Annotated in this window: 17 protein-coding genes and 1 pseudogene; 5 read left to right on the top strand and 13 right to left on the bottom strand. The window is 43.1% G+C overall.

Features of this window, described 5'->3' with window-relative positions:
* Positions 1-93: 93 nt before the first annotated feature.
* Genes B0182_RS02790 through B0182_RS02780 form a run of 3 tightly spaced genes read right to left on the bottom strand, consistent with a single transcriptional unit; the run spans position 94 to position 4,176 of the window.
* The gene (locus tag B0182_RS02790) at positions 94-1,362 is read right to left on the bottom strand and encodes a GDSL-type esterase/lipase family protein (protein WP_078273492.1); all 1,269 of its coding nucleotides are present in this window, start codon (positions 1,360-1,362) and stop codon (positions 94-96) included.
* A 31-nt stretch (positions 1,363-1,393) separates the two neighbouring features.
* On the bottom strand, positions 1,394-2,596 hold the full coding sequence (locus B0182_RS02785) for an SGNH/GDSL hydrolase family protein (protein WP_078273491.1): 1,203 nt from the start codon (positions 2,594-2,596) through the stop codon (positions 1,394-1,396).
* A gap of 23 nt (positions 2,597-2,619) precedes the next feature.
* A complete protein-coding gene (locus B0182_RS02780) occupies positions 2,620-4,176 on the bottom strand; it encodes an MBOAT family O-acyltransferase (protein WP_078273490.1) in 1,557 nt (518 codons plus the stop codon).
* Between the two features lie 317 nt (positions 4,177-4,493).
* On the opposite strand from B0182_RS02780, the gene ppsR reads away from it, so the two are divergent.
* From ppsR to sthA, 3 genes are read left to right on the top strand one after another with little or no spacing between them, the layout of a single operon-like run.
* On the top strand, positions 4,494-5,387 hold the full coding sequence (gene ppsR / locus B0182_RS02775) for a posphoenolpyruvate synthetase regulatory kinase/phosphorylase PpsR (RefSeq protein WP_078273489.1): 894 nt from the start codon (positions 4,494-4,496) through the stop codon (positions 5,385-5,387).
* A 39-nt stretch (positions 5,388-5,426) separates the two neighbouring features.
* On the top strand, positions 5,427-5,795 hold the full coding sequence (locus B0182_RS02770) for a DUF4377 domain-containing protein (protein WP_078273488.1): 369 nt from the start codon (positions 5,427-5,429) through the stop codon (positions 5,793-5,795).
* Positions 5,796-5,820: 25 nt separating this feature from the next.
* Positions 5,821-7,446: a Si-specific NAD(P)(+) transhydrogenase gene (gene sthA / locus B0182_RS02765; RefSeq protein WP_244893635.1), complete on the top strand. Its 1,626-nt coding sequence runs from the start codon at positions 5,821-5,823 to the stop codon at positions 7,444-7,446.
* A 195-nt stretch (positions 7,447-7,641) separates the two neighbouring features.
* Here the strand turns inward: sthA and B0182_RS02760 are convergent.
* The 10 genes and pseudogenes from B0182_RS02760 to leuC all read right to left on the bottom strand — a co-directional run bounded on the left by B0182_RS02760 (position 7,642) and on the right by leuC (position 15,299).
* Positions 7,642-8,171, bottom strand: a pseudogene (locus B0182_RS02760) (YceI family protein).
* 192 nt (positions 8,172-8,363) lie between these two features.
* On the bottom strand, positions 8,364-9,347 hold the full coding sequence (locus B0182_RS02755) for an RsiV family protein (RefSeq protein ID WP_158079606.1): 984 nt from the start codon (positions 9,345-9,347) through the stop codon (positions 8,364-8,366).
* Between the two features lie 345 nt (positions 9,348-9,692).
* Positions 9,693-10,763 carry a 3-isopropylmalate dehydrogenase gene (gene leuB, locus B0182_RS02750; protein WP_078273486.1) on the bottom strand — a complete coding sequence of 357 codons (1,071 nt, stop codon included), beginning with the start codon at positions 10,761-10,763 and terminating at the stop codon, positions 9,693-9,695.
* Between the two features lie 68 nt (positions 10,764-10,831).
* A complete protein-coding gene (gene leuD, locus B0182_RS02745; RefSeq protein WP_078273485.1) occupies positions 10,832-11,482 on the bottom strand; it encodes a 3-isopropylmalate dehydratase small subunit in 651 nt (216 codons plus the stop codon).
* Positions 11,483-11,496: 14 nt separating this feature from the next.
* Positions 11,497-11,919, bottom strand: coding sequence for a PIN domain-containing protein (locus B0182_RS02740; RefSeq protein WP_158079605.1), 423 nt, complete (start codon positions 11,917-11,919; stop codon positions 11,497-11,499).
* Complete coding sequence (locus B0182_RS02735; RefSeq protein ID WP_078273483.1) at positions 11,909-12,214, bottom strand: hypothetical protein; 306 nt, start codon at positions 12,212-12,214, stop codon at positions 11,909-11,911. The genes B0182_RS02740 and B0182_RS02735 overlap by 11 nt, the downstream gene beginning before the upstream one ends.
* 19 nt (positions 12,215-12,233) lie before the next feature.
* Positions 12,234-12,767, bottom strand: a complete 534-nt coding sequence (locus B0182_RS02730; protein WP_078273482.1) for a YbhB/YbcL family Raf kinase inhibitor-like protein — start codon at positions 12,765-12,767, stop codon at positions 12,234-12,236.
* Between the two features lie 12 nt (positions 12,768-12,779).
* Complete coding sequence (locus B0182_RS02725) at positions 12,780-13,100, bottom strand: hypothetical protein (RefSeq protein WP_078273481.1); 321 nt, start codon at positions 13,098-13,100, stop codon at positions 12,780-12,782.
* 12 nt (positions 13,101-13,112) lie between these two features.
* A complete protein-coding gene (locus B0182_RS02720) occupies positions 13,113-13,814 on the bottom strand; it encodes a YwqG family protein (RefSeq protein WP_078273480.1) in 702 nt (233 codons plus the stop codon).
* A 63-nt stretch (positions 13,815-13,877) separates the two neighbouring features.
* The gene (gene leuC, locus B0182_RS02715; RefSeq protein ID WP_078273479.1) at positions 13,878-15,299 is read right to left on the bottom strand and encodes a 3-isopropylmalate dehydratase large subunit; all 1,422 of its coding nucleotides are present in this window, start codon (positions 15,297-15,299) and stop codon (positions 13,878-13,880) included.
* 178 nt (positions 15,300-15,477) lie between these two features.
* Here leuC and B0182_RS02710 point away from each other — a divergent pair, with 178 nt between their 5' ends.
* Positions 15,478-16,401 carry a WG repeat-containing protein gene (locus B0182_RS02710; RefSeq protein ID WP_078273478.1) on the top strand — a complete coding sequence of 308 codons (924 nt, stop codon included), beginning with the start codon at positions 15,478-15,480 and terminating at the stop codon, positions 16,399-16,401.
* A gap of 225 nt (positions 16,402-16,626) precedes the next feature.
* The gene (locus B0182_RS02700) at positions 16,627-18,066 is read left to right on the top strand and encodes an L-serine ammonia-lyase (RefSeq protein WP_078273476.1); all 1,440 of its coding nucleotides are present in this window, start codon (positions 16,627-16,629) and stop codon (positions 18,064-18,066) included.
* Positions 18,067-18,097 lie beyond the last annotated feature (31 nt).

Raw genomic sequence — 18,097 nt, 5'->3', positions numbered from 1 at the left:
TATAACGATAAATTTGCCAATACTCAATTTTATTTTTTATAAAAATGAGTGTATTTATTATCTAAATACACTCATTTTAACCTTTTAATAAGGCTAATTAGCTCGTTCAATGCGGATAAACCCCCGCCCTTGACCGCCCTGCCCTGAGTTGATACTCGGCACATCATTGGGGATGTATGTCGGAGCGGTGTTAGGATGCGTGGTATTGGGGTACTGCGTGAGGGCTTGCGTTTGTAATGCCAATAACTCATTTGCCAACTCATTGCCTAGACGAGTGTAGCCTGACTGGCTAAAATGCACGCCATCTTTACTGGCAAGCCCGCGATTTATCCATGATTTCATGGTGCAAGAGCCACCCATCACCCCTTGCCAGTCCCAGTAGAGCGTACGTTCGGCTTGGGCGACTTGCCGTTGGGCAGTCTGCACGTCTGTGAGCGTGTCAGGGCGTGTGCCACAGCTACCGCCTGTGCTTTTTAGAGCTTCTGGCGAGCCTAACACCATGACCGCCGAACGTGGGCTGACGGCACGGATTTGGCGGATTTTTTCGGTCAAAGTCGTACGCACGCTCTCGCCTGACACACCATTATAGGCTTCATTGGTGCCATAGGCGAGTACGATGAGCGTGGGGCGAATGGTGGCAAGCTCGCTTTGCCACGCCTGCGTATTCCACCTATTCCAATGCGACAGCTCAGAGCCATTGATACCCAATGCCGACACCACCGCCCCACGCCCACTAGGATTAAACGCCCACCAACCGCCAATCGCCGAGCCTGTGGCATTGTCATTATAAATGGTAAACGGCAAATTCACGTCCACGCTCACCATCTGCCATGTACCATCCTTACGTGCCGTCTCTAACACAAACCGCTTACCATAAGCGTCCACCCCTGTAAATCTACCGTCTGTCGGTTGCTGACGAATGCTCACCCAAATACGCTGAGCAGGTTCTGCCCCTTTTTTGGGTTTTAGAGTGAGGCTTGCCCCATTGACCTTGGGCCTGGCAATCAGTCCGCCCAGCGTATAGTACTCGCTTTGGTTGGTACGGCTAGAAATTGGCGAAAAATCGACATTATCATAGCTAAACCGTGTCATACGCTGACCGCTAAAATACATCGGCATCGCCCAGCCCATGCCACCATCGCCCATCACGCCCTGCAAGCGATTTCTTAGAGCGTCCGTCATGGTATCGCCGGCGGTGTGGCTGTCGCCCAGTTGGACGATATGCACCGAGTGATTTGCCATTGCCTGTGCTAGGGCATTGGTGTTGGGTTCACCAAAGTTGGCTAGATTGGCATGAGCCGATACCGACACGCACGCCATGATTAATAAGGTAGGCTTAAAGCTAAATTTTGTTAAATTCATGAATACTCTTTTTAGTTATCAAATGATAACATCACTCAATGATTAAATAAGATTGCACTTCTTTGGCAAGAATCCGCTGACCATCGCCAGAAAAATGAACGCCATCAGTGCTACGCATTTTAATATTTTTGCCATCTTTTTCAAGATAATCATTGTAAATATTATTGCACCCACCCATAATAGGGCGTGCATCAATCACTTTAACATTATGACGAGCCAGCTCATTCATCATCACATCATTGAGCTGAACCATTTGTTCATTTAATTTATTTTTTTTCATATTTGGCGGCGTTACCCAAATCACACCCACCTGTCTTTCTTTGGCAAAATCCAATATATCTTTCATGCGTGCCTGATATTCTGCTATCCATTCTTCGCTATTAAATTTTAGGTATTTTCCCTGTTTATCTGGCATATCCCAAGGGTCATTTGCCCCAAGCATGATGATGAGTACTTTAATATTGCTATCTGACCTCAAAGTATTTTTAATGGTGCTATTCCAATCAAAGAATTTAGGATATGCCAAGCCGGTACTTTGTTTGCTAAGATTGACCGAATCTACGCCTAAGCCCTGTAGATATTTTTGCATATGTGGGGCAATGCCCTGCATCATCGAATCACCAGCAAAAAATACCTTTTGGCTTTTATTTAACGTTAAGGATTGTTCTAATTCATTTTGGGCTTGATTTTCTTTTAGAGCTTGGGCTTTTAATTGTCTTTCTTGCTCTTGGCGTAATTGCTCTTGGCGTGCTTTTTCTGCCATTTGGGCTTTATAAGCAGGGGTATAGGCATAATTATCATTAAACTCATCAATCATACTTTTATTCATATTGTCGATATTATTGGCAATATTATCATGCAAGGTATATAACCTATCGCCAATATTGCCCCCTTTTTGCCATAAAGAGTGATTGATTAGATTTAATGGACTAGGCTGATGATAAGTTTGTAGATAATAGGCATTGATTGATTTTTGCATTATCCAAATACCCATGACGGTAGATAATACCAAAAACATGAGCGTGTTAATAAAGGATTGTTTGAAATTATCATCTGGTTTAATTACTTCATTATCCCAATCATCACTATCTTCTTGATAAATGATTTCTTCGTCTGTATTTTCTTTATCAATGATTTTTGTATCAATATTTTTATCTTCTTGATTAATGTCATTTTGACCATCAATATCAGCCTTGTCAATATGACTAATCTCATCTTGTTTGTGTTCGCTCATGATAATACCTTTTATCTTATCTTTTAGAAATTTGCATAAATAAAACCGGGAATGCCAGACGGAGCCAAAATTACCACCGCCATAAATATCATAAAGCACAACACATAAAAAATCACACTTGGCATTTTAAGTATCAGCCGACCGAAATTTTTTTGATGACGATGAAATAATGGATAAACCAGCCATGCAAATGCCAATATCGCCAATAGATAAAGCGGATTATTGGTCGATGCTACATTAATATGATTAAAAAATAAAGCATTAAAAACCAATAATGCCTCATCTAATGTTGTCGCTCTAAAAAACACAAAAGCAAATACCACAAAATGCACAGTAATTAATACGCCTAGCGTTTTACCAATGATACCTGTATTTGCCAAAAAATTACGCCCTTTGGCATGACCGCTTATTTTTTGGCAAGCCAAATCTCCAATATTTAATAAAGCAATGGCTAAGGCGTGTAACAACCCCCAAAAGAAAAAGTTAAAGGTTGAGCCATGCCAAATTCCTGATAACACCATCGCAATAATAAGATTAAGCTGGGTAAACCAAAAACCTTTTCTACTTCCGCCTAAGGGAATGTAAATATAATCTCGTATCCATGTTGATAAACTAATATGCCATCTGTCCCAAAAATCTCTAATATTATGAGCCAATAATGGGGCATTAAAATTCATGGGTAAGCGAAAACCAAGCAACAACCCAAATGCCACCATCATCTCACTATATCCTGAAAAATCCAAAAATAATTGCAAGGTATAACCATAAATGGCAGTCAATACTTCCAAGCTGTGGAATCCTGCAGGATTGGCAAAAACGGGATTAACCCAATTATCCGCCAAATATTCTGCCAACCACCATTTTTTGGCAAGGGCAAGCACAATCAAGGCAAAGGCGATTTTTGGGTATAATAATTGGCGTGACTCTGGCTCATTTAATTGGTCATACATCCCACAAGGCTTACCCATAATATCAATCAAACCTTTATTGTCATTAACACGGGTAATCGGACCTGCCGAAATTGTGGCAAAAAACGAAAAGTGCGTTAATGCTTGCCAAAAATATAAATAAGAAATAGGATTTTCATTATTTTCATCTTGTTTTTCTTGCTCACTTTGTTTAGCTTGTTCATTTTTTTCATAAACCACGCTTTGCCGGTAAAGCGTTACCAAATAACTAATGGCTTGAAATGAATAATAAGAAACACCCAATGGAAAAATAATATTTGCCATAAGTCCCGTATTATCTAATTGCCACATCTCTAAAGCACGACTAATATTAGCACGGAAAAATTCATAATATTTAAATACAGATAAATTTATCAAAGTGATGATAATACCCATCGTCATCCACGTTTTTTTGTGATGACTGATGATGATTTGCCGAGCAATGGCATAAATGACAATGCTAAAAACAAACAGTATGCCAACTGCCATCATGCCCGCCATCAAATAAATAATGGCATGGCTGATAATGAGCAACAGCATATTTTGAATGTCTGGTCTTTTTTTAAATGCCCAATAAAGCATAAAAAATGCTATGAACAATAAAGCAAATTCTACCGATAAAAATGAAAACATTACAATCCTTGGTCATAAACCATCTGAGAAATCATGAATACATCTTACCAAAAGATGTAATTGTTATTATGGTTGATACCGTCTTTTATACATCTACACTTTTTATATTTACAAAAATAAACTTATTTTAACAAAATTACCAAAAATTCGCAATGGGATTTCTTGCACTTTTATGCTGTTTTATTAATAGTTATTTGCTTGCCACGTTCTTTGCTCATCATACCGCAGTTGATAATTTTCTCTACAAAACCCCCTGTTTTTGTGCTATACTCTCATTTAAGTTTACCCATGTATGGCACAGGACATAAAGGATAGCCATGTACGTTCACACCCCCACACCCAGCCAACAAGACGAGCAGGCGAATCAAACCAAGCAGTTTAAAGCCCCCGAGATACTTCGCAGTGCTTTTTTTATCTCCGACGGCACTGCCATCACTGCCGAGACACTTGGACGATCACTGCTTAGCCAGTTTGGCAATGTCAAATTTGACGTCAAAATCATCCCCTATGTAGACACTCCCGAGTTGGCTCATGAAGCGGTCAAACGCATCAACGAAGCTCATCGTTTATCAGGACTTAAACCCTTAGTTTTTGACACCATTGTTAGCCATGAGATTCGCAATATCATCAATGGGGCGGACGCCACCAACCTTGACATCTATGAAGGGTTAATTACCCGCATTGCCAATGAAATAGGCGAGGCTCCTGACTCCCATGCAGGCATGGCACACGGACAAGTGGACAGCGAAGACTATAAGGCAAGGATTGACGCGGTGCATTTTGCCTTGGATAATGACGACGGGGCAAGAACCAATCACTATGATGGGGCAGACATCATCCTAGTTGGCTTATCACGCTCAGGCAAGACCCCCACAAGCCTATATCTTGCCTTGCAGTTTGGCATTCGTGCCGCCAACTATCCTTTGACTGAAGATGACCTAGATAGTAGCAATCTACCCAAAGTGTTACAGCCCTATCGCCACAAACTGTTTGGTCTGACCATTGACACCGAACGATTGGTGCGTATCCGTCAAGAGCGAAAAGCAGGCTCTCGCTATGCCTCCCTTGCCCAGTGCCAAGAAGAACAGCGTGCCATCCAAGCCATCTACACCGCCCAAAAAATCCCCAACCTTAATGTATCAGAAATGAGCGTTGAAGAGATTGCCACACGGATTTTACAAATTACAGGTTTGGCACGGCGGATTGGCTGATTTTTAAAATATTTAAAACTGATAAACCCTGAGAAAAATATGAAACATCACTCTTTGTTGCTCTTACCCCTAACACTCATCATCTCTTTGAGTGCGTGCCAAAGTCGTCCGCTCGTACCTGAGCCACGTTATATCCCTAATGTCGCCCTAAATGCCAGCAAAACACTAGAAGTCATGCCTTATCGCAGTGCTTGCCATTCTGCCACGCCCATGCAATGCCTACTGGTCAAGCCCGTCGGGGCAGATGATGATAAGCTGTTCGGTATTGGCTATAATGACATCATTGGCTTTACGCCAACTGTTGGCACCGCCTACACCATCAAGGTGCGTCAAGAGATAGACCAAAATACTGGTAAACCCACAGGACTGTGGCAGTTAGATGAGATTTTAACGCAAAATATTCGTTAATTAAAATAAACAAAGAGGTAATATCATGACCAAAACCAACCCCACCGAGACGGCAGGTAAATCCCCAAACCCTGCCAAAAATGAGACCAAGGCAGAACACGCCATCAAAGAACAAGCCAAACGTTCCGCCCTACCCGAAGCAGAAATCAAAACCCCTGACAGCACAAACACGCCAGCTCATGAAGAGCATGACCTCAGTCACCCGCTAATTAGCCCCCTTGACGGTCAGCGTATCGCCATCGCTCCCCAAAAACGCAAAGCCCGTCACGGCTTTGAATATGACGCTGTGGTGCTAGGAGCAGGGCCTGCTGGTGAAGCAGCAGCGATGAAGCTTGCCAAATCAGGACTCAAAGTGGCAGTCATCGACCCCCGTGACCAAGTAGGCGGTAACTGTGCTCATGTCGGCACCATTCCCAGTAAGGCGCTTCGCCAATCGGTGTTTAACATCATCAGCATGAGACGTGACCCCATTTTTAGCTCATTTACCGACAACTTTCAGGTTCCCCTAAATAAGGTGCTAAGCAAAGCACGGCGAGTGATTGCCAGTCAAGTCAATACCCACAAGCTATTTTATGAGCGTAACCGTGTTGAAATTATCCAAGGTTGGGGGCGTTTTATTGACAAAAACACCCTAGAAGTTGAACAGGTTCATGGCGAAGGTGCCAAGACAGTTACCTTTGAAAAGGCAGTCATTGCCGTGGGTTCACGCCCCTACCGTCCTGACTTGCTTGACTTTGACCACCCCCGTGTCTTTGATTCGGACAAGATTTTGCAAATGGACTATGTCGCTCGTAAAATCATCATCTACGGAGCGGGCGTGATTGGCTGTGAGTATGCGTCCATCTTTACAGGCTTAGGCTATGTCGTTGATTTGATTAATAACAAAGAACAGCTGCTAAGCTACCTTGATGATGAAATCTCAGACGCCCTATCGCACGACTTTCGTCAGTTTGGCGTGCGTATTCGTAGCAACGAAGAGATTGAACGCCTAGAAACTTTTGATGACTGCGTGGTCTTGCACCTAAAAAGCGGTAAAAAAATCAAATCCGACGCCATCCTTTGGTGCAACGGACGTTCGGGCAACACCGACGGGCTTAACCTAGAAGCGGTTGGCTTATCTGCCAACAGTCGTGGACAGCTTGAAGTTGACCAAACCTACCGCACCAAAGCTGAGCATATCTATGCCGTGGGCGATGTCATCGGCTGGCCGTCTTTGGCGTCCGCTGCCTATGACCAAGGGCGAAATGCCGCCGGCTTTATGGTGGGTGACAAACACGCCGAGTTTGTCAATAGCGTGCCTACTGGCATCTATACCATTCCTGAGATTTCAAGCATTGGGGCGACCGAAGAAGACTTAACTCGTGACCAAATCCCTTATGAAGTCGGACAAGCCTTTTTCAAACATCTGGCTCGCTCCCAAATCATCGGTGAACGTTCAGGCGTACTAAAAATCTTATTCCACCGTGAAACTTTGCAAATCCTAGGTATTCACTGCTACGGCAACCACGCCTCCGAGATTATCCACATCGGACAAGCGGTGATGAAATGTGGTCACACGCTAGAATACTTCATCAACACCACCTTTAACTACCCCACCATGGCAGAAGCCTATCGTGTGGCAGCGTTAAATGGCATGAACCGTATTTTTTAAAGCATTACAACCCATAAGGCACATCAAAGAACGTGCTCAGCACGTCCTCCCTACGTCCACATGGTTAAATTGTGATAACTTTAAATACCGCCCATCTTATTCGCTTTTTATTTTTATTTTTATAAAACCACAAAAAATCACCCCAACACAATTTGGGGTGATTTTTGATTTTGGTTAAAAATTAGTTAAAACAAATTATTTTTTAGCGGCTTCCACTTGAATGTCAATGCGGACATTTTTTGCCATGCCGACATTCACTAAATAATCCATGCCCCATTTAGTGCGGTCAATGGTCGTGCTAAAATCACCGCCACAAACTTCAGTTTTTGCCATCGGACTGTCATAGCAGTTAAACTTATTGGCATGCAGACGAACAGGGTGCGTTTGACCAAGTAGGGTAAGTTTGCCATCTACTGAGCTTAGTTTGCGTGCTTTGCCCTTGCCTGTGTAGTTGAACTTGGTAGATTCAAAACGCATGGTGGAGTATTTTTCAGCATCAAACAATCAGCACTCAGCAGATGTTCGGTAAACTCCTTAGAGCTTGATTGTAGATTTGCCAATGGCAACTCAATGTCAATCTTACCCGTGCGTTTGGCTTTATCAAACTCCATCTCACCTGTCAGACCATACACACCGCCCACGTTGGTGCTGGTTTTAAAATGATCAATAGCAAAACGGGCATTGGTGTGAAATGGGTCAATCTCATAAGTGGCGGCATTTGCCATGCCTGCTAGGGCGACAAGAGACAGTAGGGCTAGCTTTTTCATAACAACTCCTTGGGTTTGACGAATAATGTTATTGGCACAACACCAATGCGATAAATTCTAACAAGACTGATTAGGAAAAACAAGCACGATTAAGAAACGCATTGTCAATGTTTGGTTAATGATACATCAAGGTTTATCCGTTTGGCTTGCCTACTCCGTCTTTTGACCTGCTGTCTCTTTGCTTGCCGACTCTTGGCTTACTGTCTCTTGGTTCGCTGTTTTGGCTGTCTGCTTAGGCAGGTATTCCTCTCGGATAATGCCTTGCAATTTGTCATAAGCAATGACAAGCTCCACAGTTCCCATGGCATAAGGACCCAAATGATAAGGTGCGTACGAGAACACCAACCCATCTTTACCAAAATAGAAATCTTCACTCACATCAAGTGGATAAGTCTCCATATGCCCCGCTATCTCTTCTTTGCTCATCTCATGCCCTTTTAGATAGCTTTGGTATGCATCGCCCATCAAGTCAAACAGCTCTGTCCTACGCTCTGAGTCAAACACTTGGATGTCAGCTAGGGTGATTTGGCTTTGCAAATCCATGTCAAACAAATAATAGTTCATCACCGCCATGCCGTGAGCCCCACCCAAATAAGTATCATGCATTACTGCAAACTGTGCCACTTGGTTGTGCATGCCCAGATATTCAGGGGTAATGCTCCACGAATAGCCCAAAGATATCTCATCTTGGATTTGTGAACGGACAAAATCATCCAAATCACGACGGAATTTGACAAGCTCAGGATTGTCATCGCCCGTCATCTCACGACGCATGATGTCATTTATCCAGCGTGGTTCGATTTTTGCCATCGTTATATCAACGCTCGGGCATTGGATGGTGTTTTCATCCCAATTCTCAGGCAATTCAGACACGCAGTTATTTGTCACATCCTTTGGCAGGGTATAGTCTAATTTTTGTATCGCAAAGCTGACCTTTTTACCATCTTGACCGCTTACTTTGGCAAGACTACTATCAATCGCTTTTAGTGTCTCGGTTGCTGTCATTGGCTCATTGGCAGGCATGACTTGGTTTTTTTGAGCATCTAGATATTCTACTTGATTGTTTTTGACTGTTTCATCTTGACCACAAGCAGTCATCAACACCGCCAAAGCCAGCACCAATATTTTTTTCATCATCTCACCCTTTTTAAATTAAAACCGATAGAGTGTGTTGAAAATTGGTATTTGCAATGAAAAATGGGAAAAATCGCACGTTTTTCAAGNNATCAGACAAGTTTTTGACGATGAAAAACAATCCGACCACTTAAACGGCTAAATTTTTAAGATTTTTACTTAATTTTTTAAATTAAGTGGTCGGATAGCCATTTTTCATGCAAAAATCAATCAAGGCCTTAAACCCCTACCAAGTTTAAATAAAATGTTATCAATGTTCAACACGCCCTAACATTGTAAAGCAAAATCAATCACTTGGCAAATAAAAAAGCCCACAATCACGGGCTTTTTGTTAGATTGACAACCTTACAACGCCTGCACCACTTTATCACCCATGTCCGCACAGCCAACCAAAGTCGTGCCGTCTTCATAGATGTCCGCCGTGCGATAACCTTGTTCTAGCACTTTTTGTACCGCCTGTTCTACCTGTTTGGCACGGGTTTCGTCATTGAGACTATACCGCAAAAGCATTGCCAATGATAAAATGGTCGCCAAAGGGTTTGCCTTATTTTGCCCTGCAATGTCAGGGGCAGAGCCGTGGCTTGGCTCATAAAGCCCTTTGCCATTTTCATCAAGGCTTGCCGATGGAAGCATACCAATAGAGCCTGTTAGCATAGACGCTTGGTCGGATAAAATATCGCCAAAAATATTGCCTGTGGCAATCACATCAAACTGCTTGGGGTTTTTGACCAGTTGCATAGCCGCATTATCCACATACATATGCGACAATTCCACATCTGGATACTCTTTGGCAACTTCATTAAAAATTTGTTTCCATAATTCGGTTGTTTCTAATACATTGGCTTTATCCACGCTACACAGTTTTTTATTTCGCTTTTGGGCGGATTCAAAGGACACTTTGGCAATACGGCGAATTTCACTCTCACTATATCGCATTGTATTAAAACCTTCACGCTCGCCTTTGTCATTGGTAATAATTCCGCGTGGCTCGCCAAAATAAATATCGCCTGTCAGCTCTCGGACAATCAAAATATCAAGCCCTGCCACAACATCGGTCTTTAAGGTGGACGCATTGGCAAGTTCGTTATAAAGAATAGCAGGTCGCAGATTGGCAAATAAATTCAAATCTTTACGAATTGCCAAAAGCCCCCGTTCTGGGCGTAATGCTCTCTCCAAATTGTCGTATTGTGGCGAACCGACCGCCCCCAATAGTACCGCATCGGCTTTACGCACGATTTGTTGGGTCTCGCTCGGATAAGGCGAGCCATAAGCGTCATAGGCTTCTCCGCCCAATTTGGCGTATTCGTAAGTGGCGTTTAAGCCGTTTTTAATCAATTTATCCAACACTTTAACGGCTTGGGATACAATTTCAGGACCAATGCCGTCGCCGTTTAGGATTGCGATGTGTTTTGTCATTTGACATTCCTTTTAAAAATTTATTAAAGTTAATTAAAAACCCGATTAAACACTTAATCAAAAAATAATCAAGCCATCAATTCCTTAAACACCCAAGGACGCTCATTTTTAGCTTTTTCTTCAAAGGCACGAATATCATCAGCATTTTGTAAAGTTAAGCCAATATCATCAAGCCCATTTAACAAACAATGCTTACGAAAAGCGTCTACTTCAAAATGATATTCTTTACCACTTGGCGAGATGACTTTTTGATTTTCCAAATCTACCGTTAATTGATAGCCGATATTATCAAAACATTCTTTAAACAGTTCATCAACTTCGCTTTCAGACAAAATCACAGGAAGCATACCGTTTTTAAAGCAGTTGTTATAAAAAATATCAGCAAAACTTGGGGCGATAATCGTGCGAAAGCCAAATTCATTCAACGCCCACGGTGCGTGTTCACGGCTAGAACCGCAACCAAAATTGGTGCGAGCAAGCAAAATGGTTGCCCCTTGGTAGCGGTCTTGATTTAGCACAAAATCAGGATTTTTGGGGCGTGCATTGATATCTTGCCCTAAAAAGCCTTCGTCCAAATAACGCAGTTCATCAAACAAATTATCGCCAAAACCTGTGCGTTTGATGGACTTTAAAAACTGCTTGGGGATAATCAAATCGGTGTCCACATTGGCACGGTCTAAGGGGGCAACAATGCCGATTTCGGTGGTGTATTGTTTCATAGTTTTTTGCCTTTTTAAAGTTTAAAGGGGTTGATTATTTTTACGCCATCAATGATATGCCCATTATGCAAATCTTCGGAATATAATATTGAACAATTCATTCTTTTTGATGCACAAACCATTAAAGCGTCCCATAAAGTTAAATGATGTGCAATACTAATTTTAATTGCCTCTGCAATTAAAGAAAAATCGGTATGAATAAGTGGCATTTGTGCCATTTCGTGTACGATTTTTTCCATTGCCACCTTGTCTTGTTTAAGTTTTTTGGTTGTTACCGAAAAGAACTCTTGCAAAACCTGTGTGGACATCATAATATTGATTTGACTGTCTTTTTGCAAACCCAAAACAAATTGGCGAGCCTGCTTGCTTTTATCGATACAACGCTTATCAATCGTACAAACCCAAATATTTGTATCAATAAAAACATTAACGCTCATAAATTTCGTCTCTTGTCCAACCACGGTCGTCAGAGTTGGATAATACAACGCCATTTAATTCACTTTCCTTAAAGGCTTTATCCGCTATGGCAAAAATATTTTCTATCCAGTTCTCATCGGTTTTATCCTGTGTAACTAATAATTGCCCCAATTCAGAATTGGATTGCAAAAATAATAATTCATCAACAGATTTTTGATAAACATCTTTTTGCAATTGCTCAATGATTTGGATTTTAACCCCATTATCCAAATGCTGTAATGTTTGATAATGTTGTTCAAATAATGACATTGGCATTGTATCACTCCTATTTAATTTACCAACTATAATAAGCCGTCAAACTTGCCGTTGCCAATACTTTGCCATTTAAATTAAAGCCCAATACCGCAGGGCTTATGGTATTTGGCAAATCCAGCATTTCATTTAGGGCATAAAGGGTAAAAATATAGCGGTGCGGTTTGTCGCCCTTTGGGGGAAATGCCCCAATAAAGCCGTCTAATCCTGCATCATTTTTTAATTCCAAAATCCCATTGCCAAAGTTATTAGATTCGCCTTTTGGTAATTGATGAAAGTCGGCTGGAATATTAAACGCATTCCAATGCCAAAAGCCCGAGCCCGTTGGTGCATCTGGGTCGTACATTGTTAGCACAAAACTTTTGGTATCTTTTGGAGCGTTTTGCCATTTAAGATTGGGGCTAATGTTATTGCCTGCATACCCCCAAATATTTGCCACATAATCATTGGACAGCGTGCTATTCTCTGCAATGTCATCGCACGATAATACCATTTCGCCTTGAATTTGGGCGGGTTGGCGGACTTCTAAATAAGGGTTTTGGGTTAAGTTGTTCATACAATTTTCCTTTTAACAATTAAATTCGTCATAAAGACACTTTAACACATAACTTTGGCAATCATCAAGCATTTTAAAATACCTAACATCATCACCATACAACCCCAAGCCATCAAAACGAAAACTCTCATCAATAAAAAATGTCTCGCTGGCAATATGCCCTGCTACGGTTGGAAAGGTCGGAGCAATATCATAATTGTCCAACCGCCAAAGGGTCGCAAAATAACCTTTTTGACTTTTAAAAATTTCAATTTTAAACACCCATAATTCATCAGCGACTTCTATGGGGTCGGTAATTAGGGTTTTAATCAGTTCGGAATAGGTTACATTCACATCAAATACAAATCAACCACCCACCCAACAAAAAGCCACTTCACTAAAATCCAAATTTTTTAAATTTTTTGGTTTAATAAAGAAATTTGCCGAGTTATAACCGCCCCATAATATACCTTGCTCATTGCCACCGATTTGCAATAGCATTTCAAAACTCCAAGCAGATACATTTGATTCACAAAAATTTCCATAATCGTCTATATAAGGGTTGGCAAAAGGGTCTCCTTGCACAAAGCAGGGAACGCCACCAATTTTATTAAAAATATTTCTCTCGTTATAATAATCGTTACAATCGTCTTCCGTTTCAATTTCTTTATAAATAATTGGATATTCGCCCAAAAGATTGAAACCATATTCAGAATAAGGAATATCTACTTTGTAAAGAGAAAAATCGGTTTGTAACTGGCTTTCAGGTAAAATATCAGGATAATAAATTACACGAAAACCGTCTTGTTTCCATTCATTTTCTGCATCAATACCAAAAAGCTCACTATCTAGTCCATCAATAAAAAATTGCAAAATACCTTTGGTTGGAAAATCTTCCAAAGGAGGCATTTCTGCAAAATTAATTTGAGCCAATAATACAAGTGGTCTTTGTTTTTTGGTGTGCATTGGATATTCCACGCCGATTGGCATATAAGGCTTACCGCCAATTTTACTTTGAAATAATGTGGTTTGGGTATTTTCACCCAAATCAAATCTTACTGTTGCCATATTATTAACTCCTTAAACTACAAATAAGACAATCATATCACAGATTGTCTTATTTTTCACGCCTTACGCCACCGTTCTTACATCCACAAAATGTCCGTGAATTGCCGCCGCTGCCGCCATTGCAGGAGACACTAGGTGCGTGCGACCGCCATTACCTTGACGACCTTCAAAGTTACGGTTAGAAGTGCTGGCACAATGCTCTCCCGATTGTAATTTATCGGCATTCATTGCAAGGCACATAGAGCAGCCTGGTTCACGCCATTCAAAACCTGCGTCCATAAAAATTTTGTCCAAACCTTCACTTTCCGCTTGTTTTTTGACTTGCCCAGAACCTGCCACCACCATTGCTTGTTTAATGGTTGTGGCGACTTTTTTGCCCTTGGCGATGGCTGCCGCCTCACGCAAATCTTCAATGCGAGAATTGGTACACGAGCCGATGAACACACGGTCAAGCGTAATCTCGCTCAAAGACTGCCCTGCCGAGAGGCCCATATACTGATAGGCACGCGTCCAGTCATTTTTTTGCACATCGTCTTTTGCCATATCAAGCGTTGGCACATTGGCGGACACAGGAACGACCATTTCAGGCGAAGTTCCCCACGAAATTTGTGGTTCAATCTCATCGCCATTTAACACCACCACCACATCAAAATGAGCATCATCATCTGATGTTAAAGTTTGCCAATAAGCAACTGCCTTATCCCAATTCTCACCAGTTGGGGCATAAGGGCGACCTTTAACGTATTCAATCGTTTTTTCATCAACAGCCACTAAGCCAACACGAGCACCGCCTTCAATCGCCATATTACACACAGTCATACGCCCTTCAATGGACATATCACGAAATACTTGTCCACCAAACTCAATGGCATAGCCCGTCCCGCCTGCCGTGCCGATTTTGCCAATAATCGCCAAAATCACATCTTTGGGCGTTACGCCTTTGCCAAGTTTGCCGTCCACCCGTACAAGCATATTTTTCATTTTCTTTTGGACAAGGCATTGTGTGGCAAGCACGTGCTCTACTTCACTTGTACCAATACCGTGAGCCAAACAGCCCAAAGCCCCGTGCGTGGCGGTATGACTATCACCACACACCACCGTCATACCAGGTAAGGTCAGCCCCTGCTCAGGCCCAACCACATGAACGATGCCTTGGCGTTCGTCATTGATGCCAAATTGTACAATATCAAAGGCATTGCAATTATCATCAAGCGTTTTGACTTGAATGCGAGAAGTATCATCTTCAATGCCCGAAATGCCCTGCGAGCGTTCTTTGGTGGAAGTGGGGACATTGTGGTCGGGCGTGGCAATATTTGCCGAGAGTCGCCAAGGGGTACGTCCCGCCAAAGTCAATCCTTCAAAGGCTTGGGGGCTGGTTACTTCGTGCAATAATTGACGGTCAATATAAATCAAAGACGAGCCATCATCACGCTGTTTGACCAAATGGTCGTCCCAAAGTTTGTCGTAAAGGGTTTTGCCTGCCATTGTTATTCTCCAAATTAAAATGGTCTGGGTATGGTAAATTTTAAAAGATTATAACACACTTTAAAAATAACAATAATTTATAATTTTTATGGTTTATTTAACTTTTTGGAAAAATTTTTTTGGCATGATAATCTTGCCACTTATGATAAAATAGCCCAAATTCCAACGCATTGTTTTTATGAAAAAATACCTAGTCACTGCCTTATTGCTCGGCTCGCTCACACCCCCAGCTTATGCCTGTGCCCTGCCCAAAAGCCATTATAAAAACGTCAACTGTACCGCACGTTCGGGCGTGTTTTTGGCGGTCAAAGACAATGGCTCACCCGTGGCACTTTTGAACAAAAAAGGCAACACAACAGCCGATTTATTCGCTTATGACGCGGTGCTGGGCTCGGAGTTTAGAAGTGGGCTACTCCCCGCCCTAAAAAACGGTAAAGTCGGCTATATCAATGACAAAGGCAAAACCATCATCGCCTTTAACTACGACCGCATGAATGGCAACCAATGGGCAAGGGGCGTGCAGGGCGAACGTATCATCGTCAAACAAAACCGTGGCTTTGGCGTGCTAGACACTCGGGGCAAGGTCATCGTCCGTCCCGAGCGAGCCATCAGCCACATCAGCGACTTCTCCCAAGGTCTTGCCACCGTTACCGCTGGCGGTAACACCTACACCATCGACAAAAACGGCAATCGCACACAGCAAGCCCCCGACCCATCGCCCACCCCAGAGCTGACACCTGCCCAAAGCAGTCTGCCAAACCCTAGCACACACCTAACACTCACGCCAAGACAACAAGACGGCAAATGGGGCTTTGTCGATGATAAGGGCGTACCGATGATTATCTACGCCTTTGATGATGTCCGAGCTTATAGTGAGAATCTGGCAGGGGTACGCATGGGCGATAATTGGGGCTTTATTGATAAAAGCGGGCAACTGCTCATCGATTTTCGTTTTCATAAAGACGGGTTTATCTTGGACAGCCCCAAAAATCCCGAACTGCCCGAACCGTTGATGTTTAAAAACGGCAAGGCATGGATTGGCAATCTAAATAATGGCGACAAACTATGTATCAATTCGCAAGGGGTCAATGTAGCTTGTTAGGGTTTTTGATTTTAAAATACGCCATTATTTTAAATCCGACCAAGCCCACATTTGGGCAGATACTTTTGTACCAAAACCCCATCAATCATGCTAAAATACCAACCCATCTGATGTGGCTATCTGTGCATTTTTTTAAAATAGGATTGTTTGCACACTCTGCCCGTCAGACTATCCCATTTAACAACCCATTTTTATGCACGGTAAAATAAATTTATAAGGACTTTTATGATTAGTATTTTTGATATGTTTAAAATCGGTGTTGGCCCTTCAAGCTCGCACACGGTCGGCCCGATGGTTGCCAGTGGGCGGTTTTTGGCACTGTTAGATGAGCGATTGCATGGCGATTTTAGTCCGATTACAGGCATTACCATAGAGCTGTACGGTTCACTGTCCGCCACAGGCAAAGGACACGCCACCGATACCGCCACCTTGCTTGGGCTACTCGGACACGCCCCACGCACGATAGACACCGAACGCACGGACGAGTATTTATCAGACATACACACGCACCAAAAGATGAACTTGGGCGGTCGTCATGTTATTGATTTTGATGAAACGACCGACATCTTGTGGTATAGCGATGTTACCCTGCCCCAACACCCCAACGGCATGACACTCATCGCCACCTTAGGCGATGGCACTCGTATCAGCGAGACTTACTTTTCTATCGGGGGCGGATTTGTTGTGGATAATGACGAATTTAAAGCCCAAACCGCACAAGAGCAACTAGATACCCCCAAAAAATCGCCCTACCCTTATCCCTTTGAGCTAGGAGCAGACATCGAACGGCTGTGCCACACGCATGGGTTTAGTATCAGCGAGCTTATGCTTCATAACGAAACTGCTGTCCGAGACGAAGAAGAAGTTAAAGATTATCTTAATGACATCTGGGCGACCATGCGGGCGTGTGTCAATGCCGGCTACCAAAAAGACGGTATCCTGCCCGGCGGTCTTAACGTCAAACGCCGTGCCAAAGCCTTATATGACCAGCTTAGCAAAGAATACAGCAAAGCCGATGGCGGACTGCTTGCAATGGACTGGGTGAACCTGTATGCTCTGGCGGTCAATGAACAAAACGCCTCGGGCGGGCGGGTCGTTACCGCTCCCACTAACGGAGCGGCGGGTATTATCCCTGCGGTACTACACTACTATCAAGGCTTTATTCCGTCATTTAGCTATCAAGGCGTGCGTGAGTTTTTGCTCGTGGCGGGGGCGATTGGGGCATTAATCAAACAAAATGCGTCCATTTCAGGGGCGGAAGTTGGCTGTCAAGGCGAAGTTGGCTCTGCCTGTGCGATGGCAGCAGCAGGACTGGCTCACGTCATGGGCGGTACGGTCGCCCAATGTCTAAACGCTGCTGAGATTGGACTAGAACATAACTTAGGCCTGACCTGTGACCCCATTGCAGGACTGGTGCAAGTGCCTTGTATTGAACGCAATGCGATGGCGTCCGTCAAGGCGATTAACGCCGCTCGCCTTGCCCTGCGTGGCGATGGCTCGCACCACGTCTCACTAGACAAAGCCATTTTGACCATGAAAGAGACCGGACTTGACATGATGGACAAATACAAAGAAACCGCTCGTGGCGGGCTTGCCATTCATGCCGATAACCGCATTCCTGTGGCAGTGGTCGGTCATGTGGGCGTGGGATTTAGCCAGTGTTGATGACACCAATAATCTGTAAAAACCTCACCCG

The organism is Moraxella bovis (genome assembly GCF_002014975.1).
GTDB classification, from domain to species: domain Bacteria; phylum Pseudomonadota; class Gammaproteobacteria; order Pseudomonadales; family Moraxellaceae; genus Moraxella; species Moraxella bovis.
This window is presented reverse-complemented; position numbering and strand designations above follow the sequence as displayed.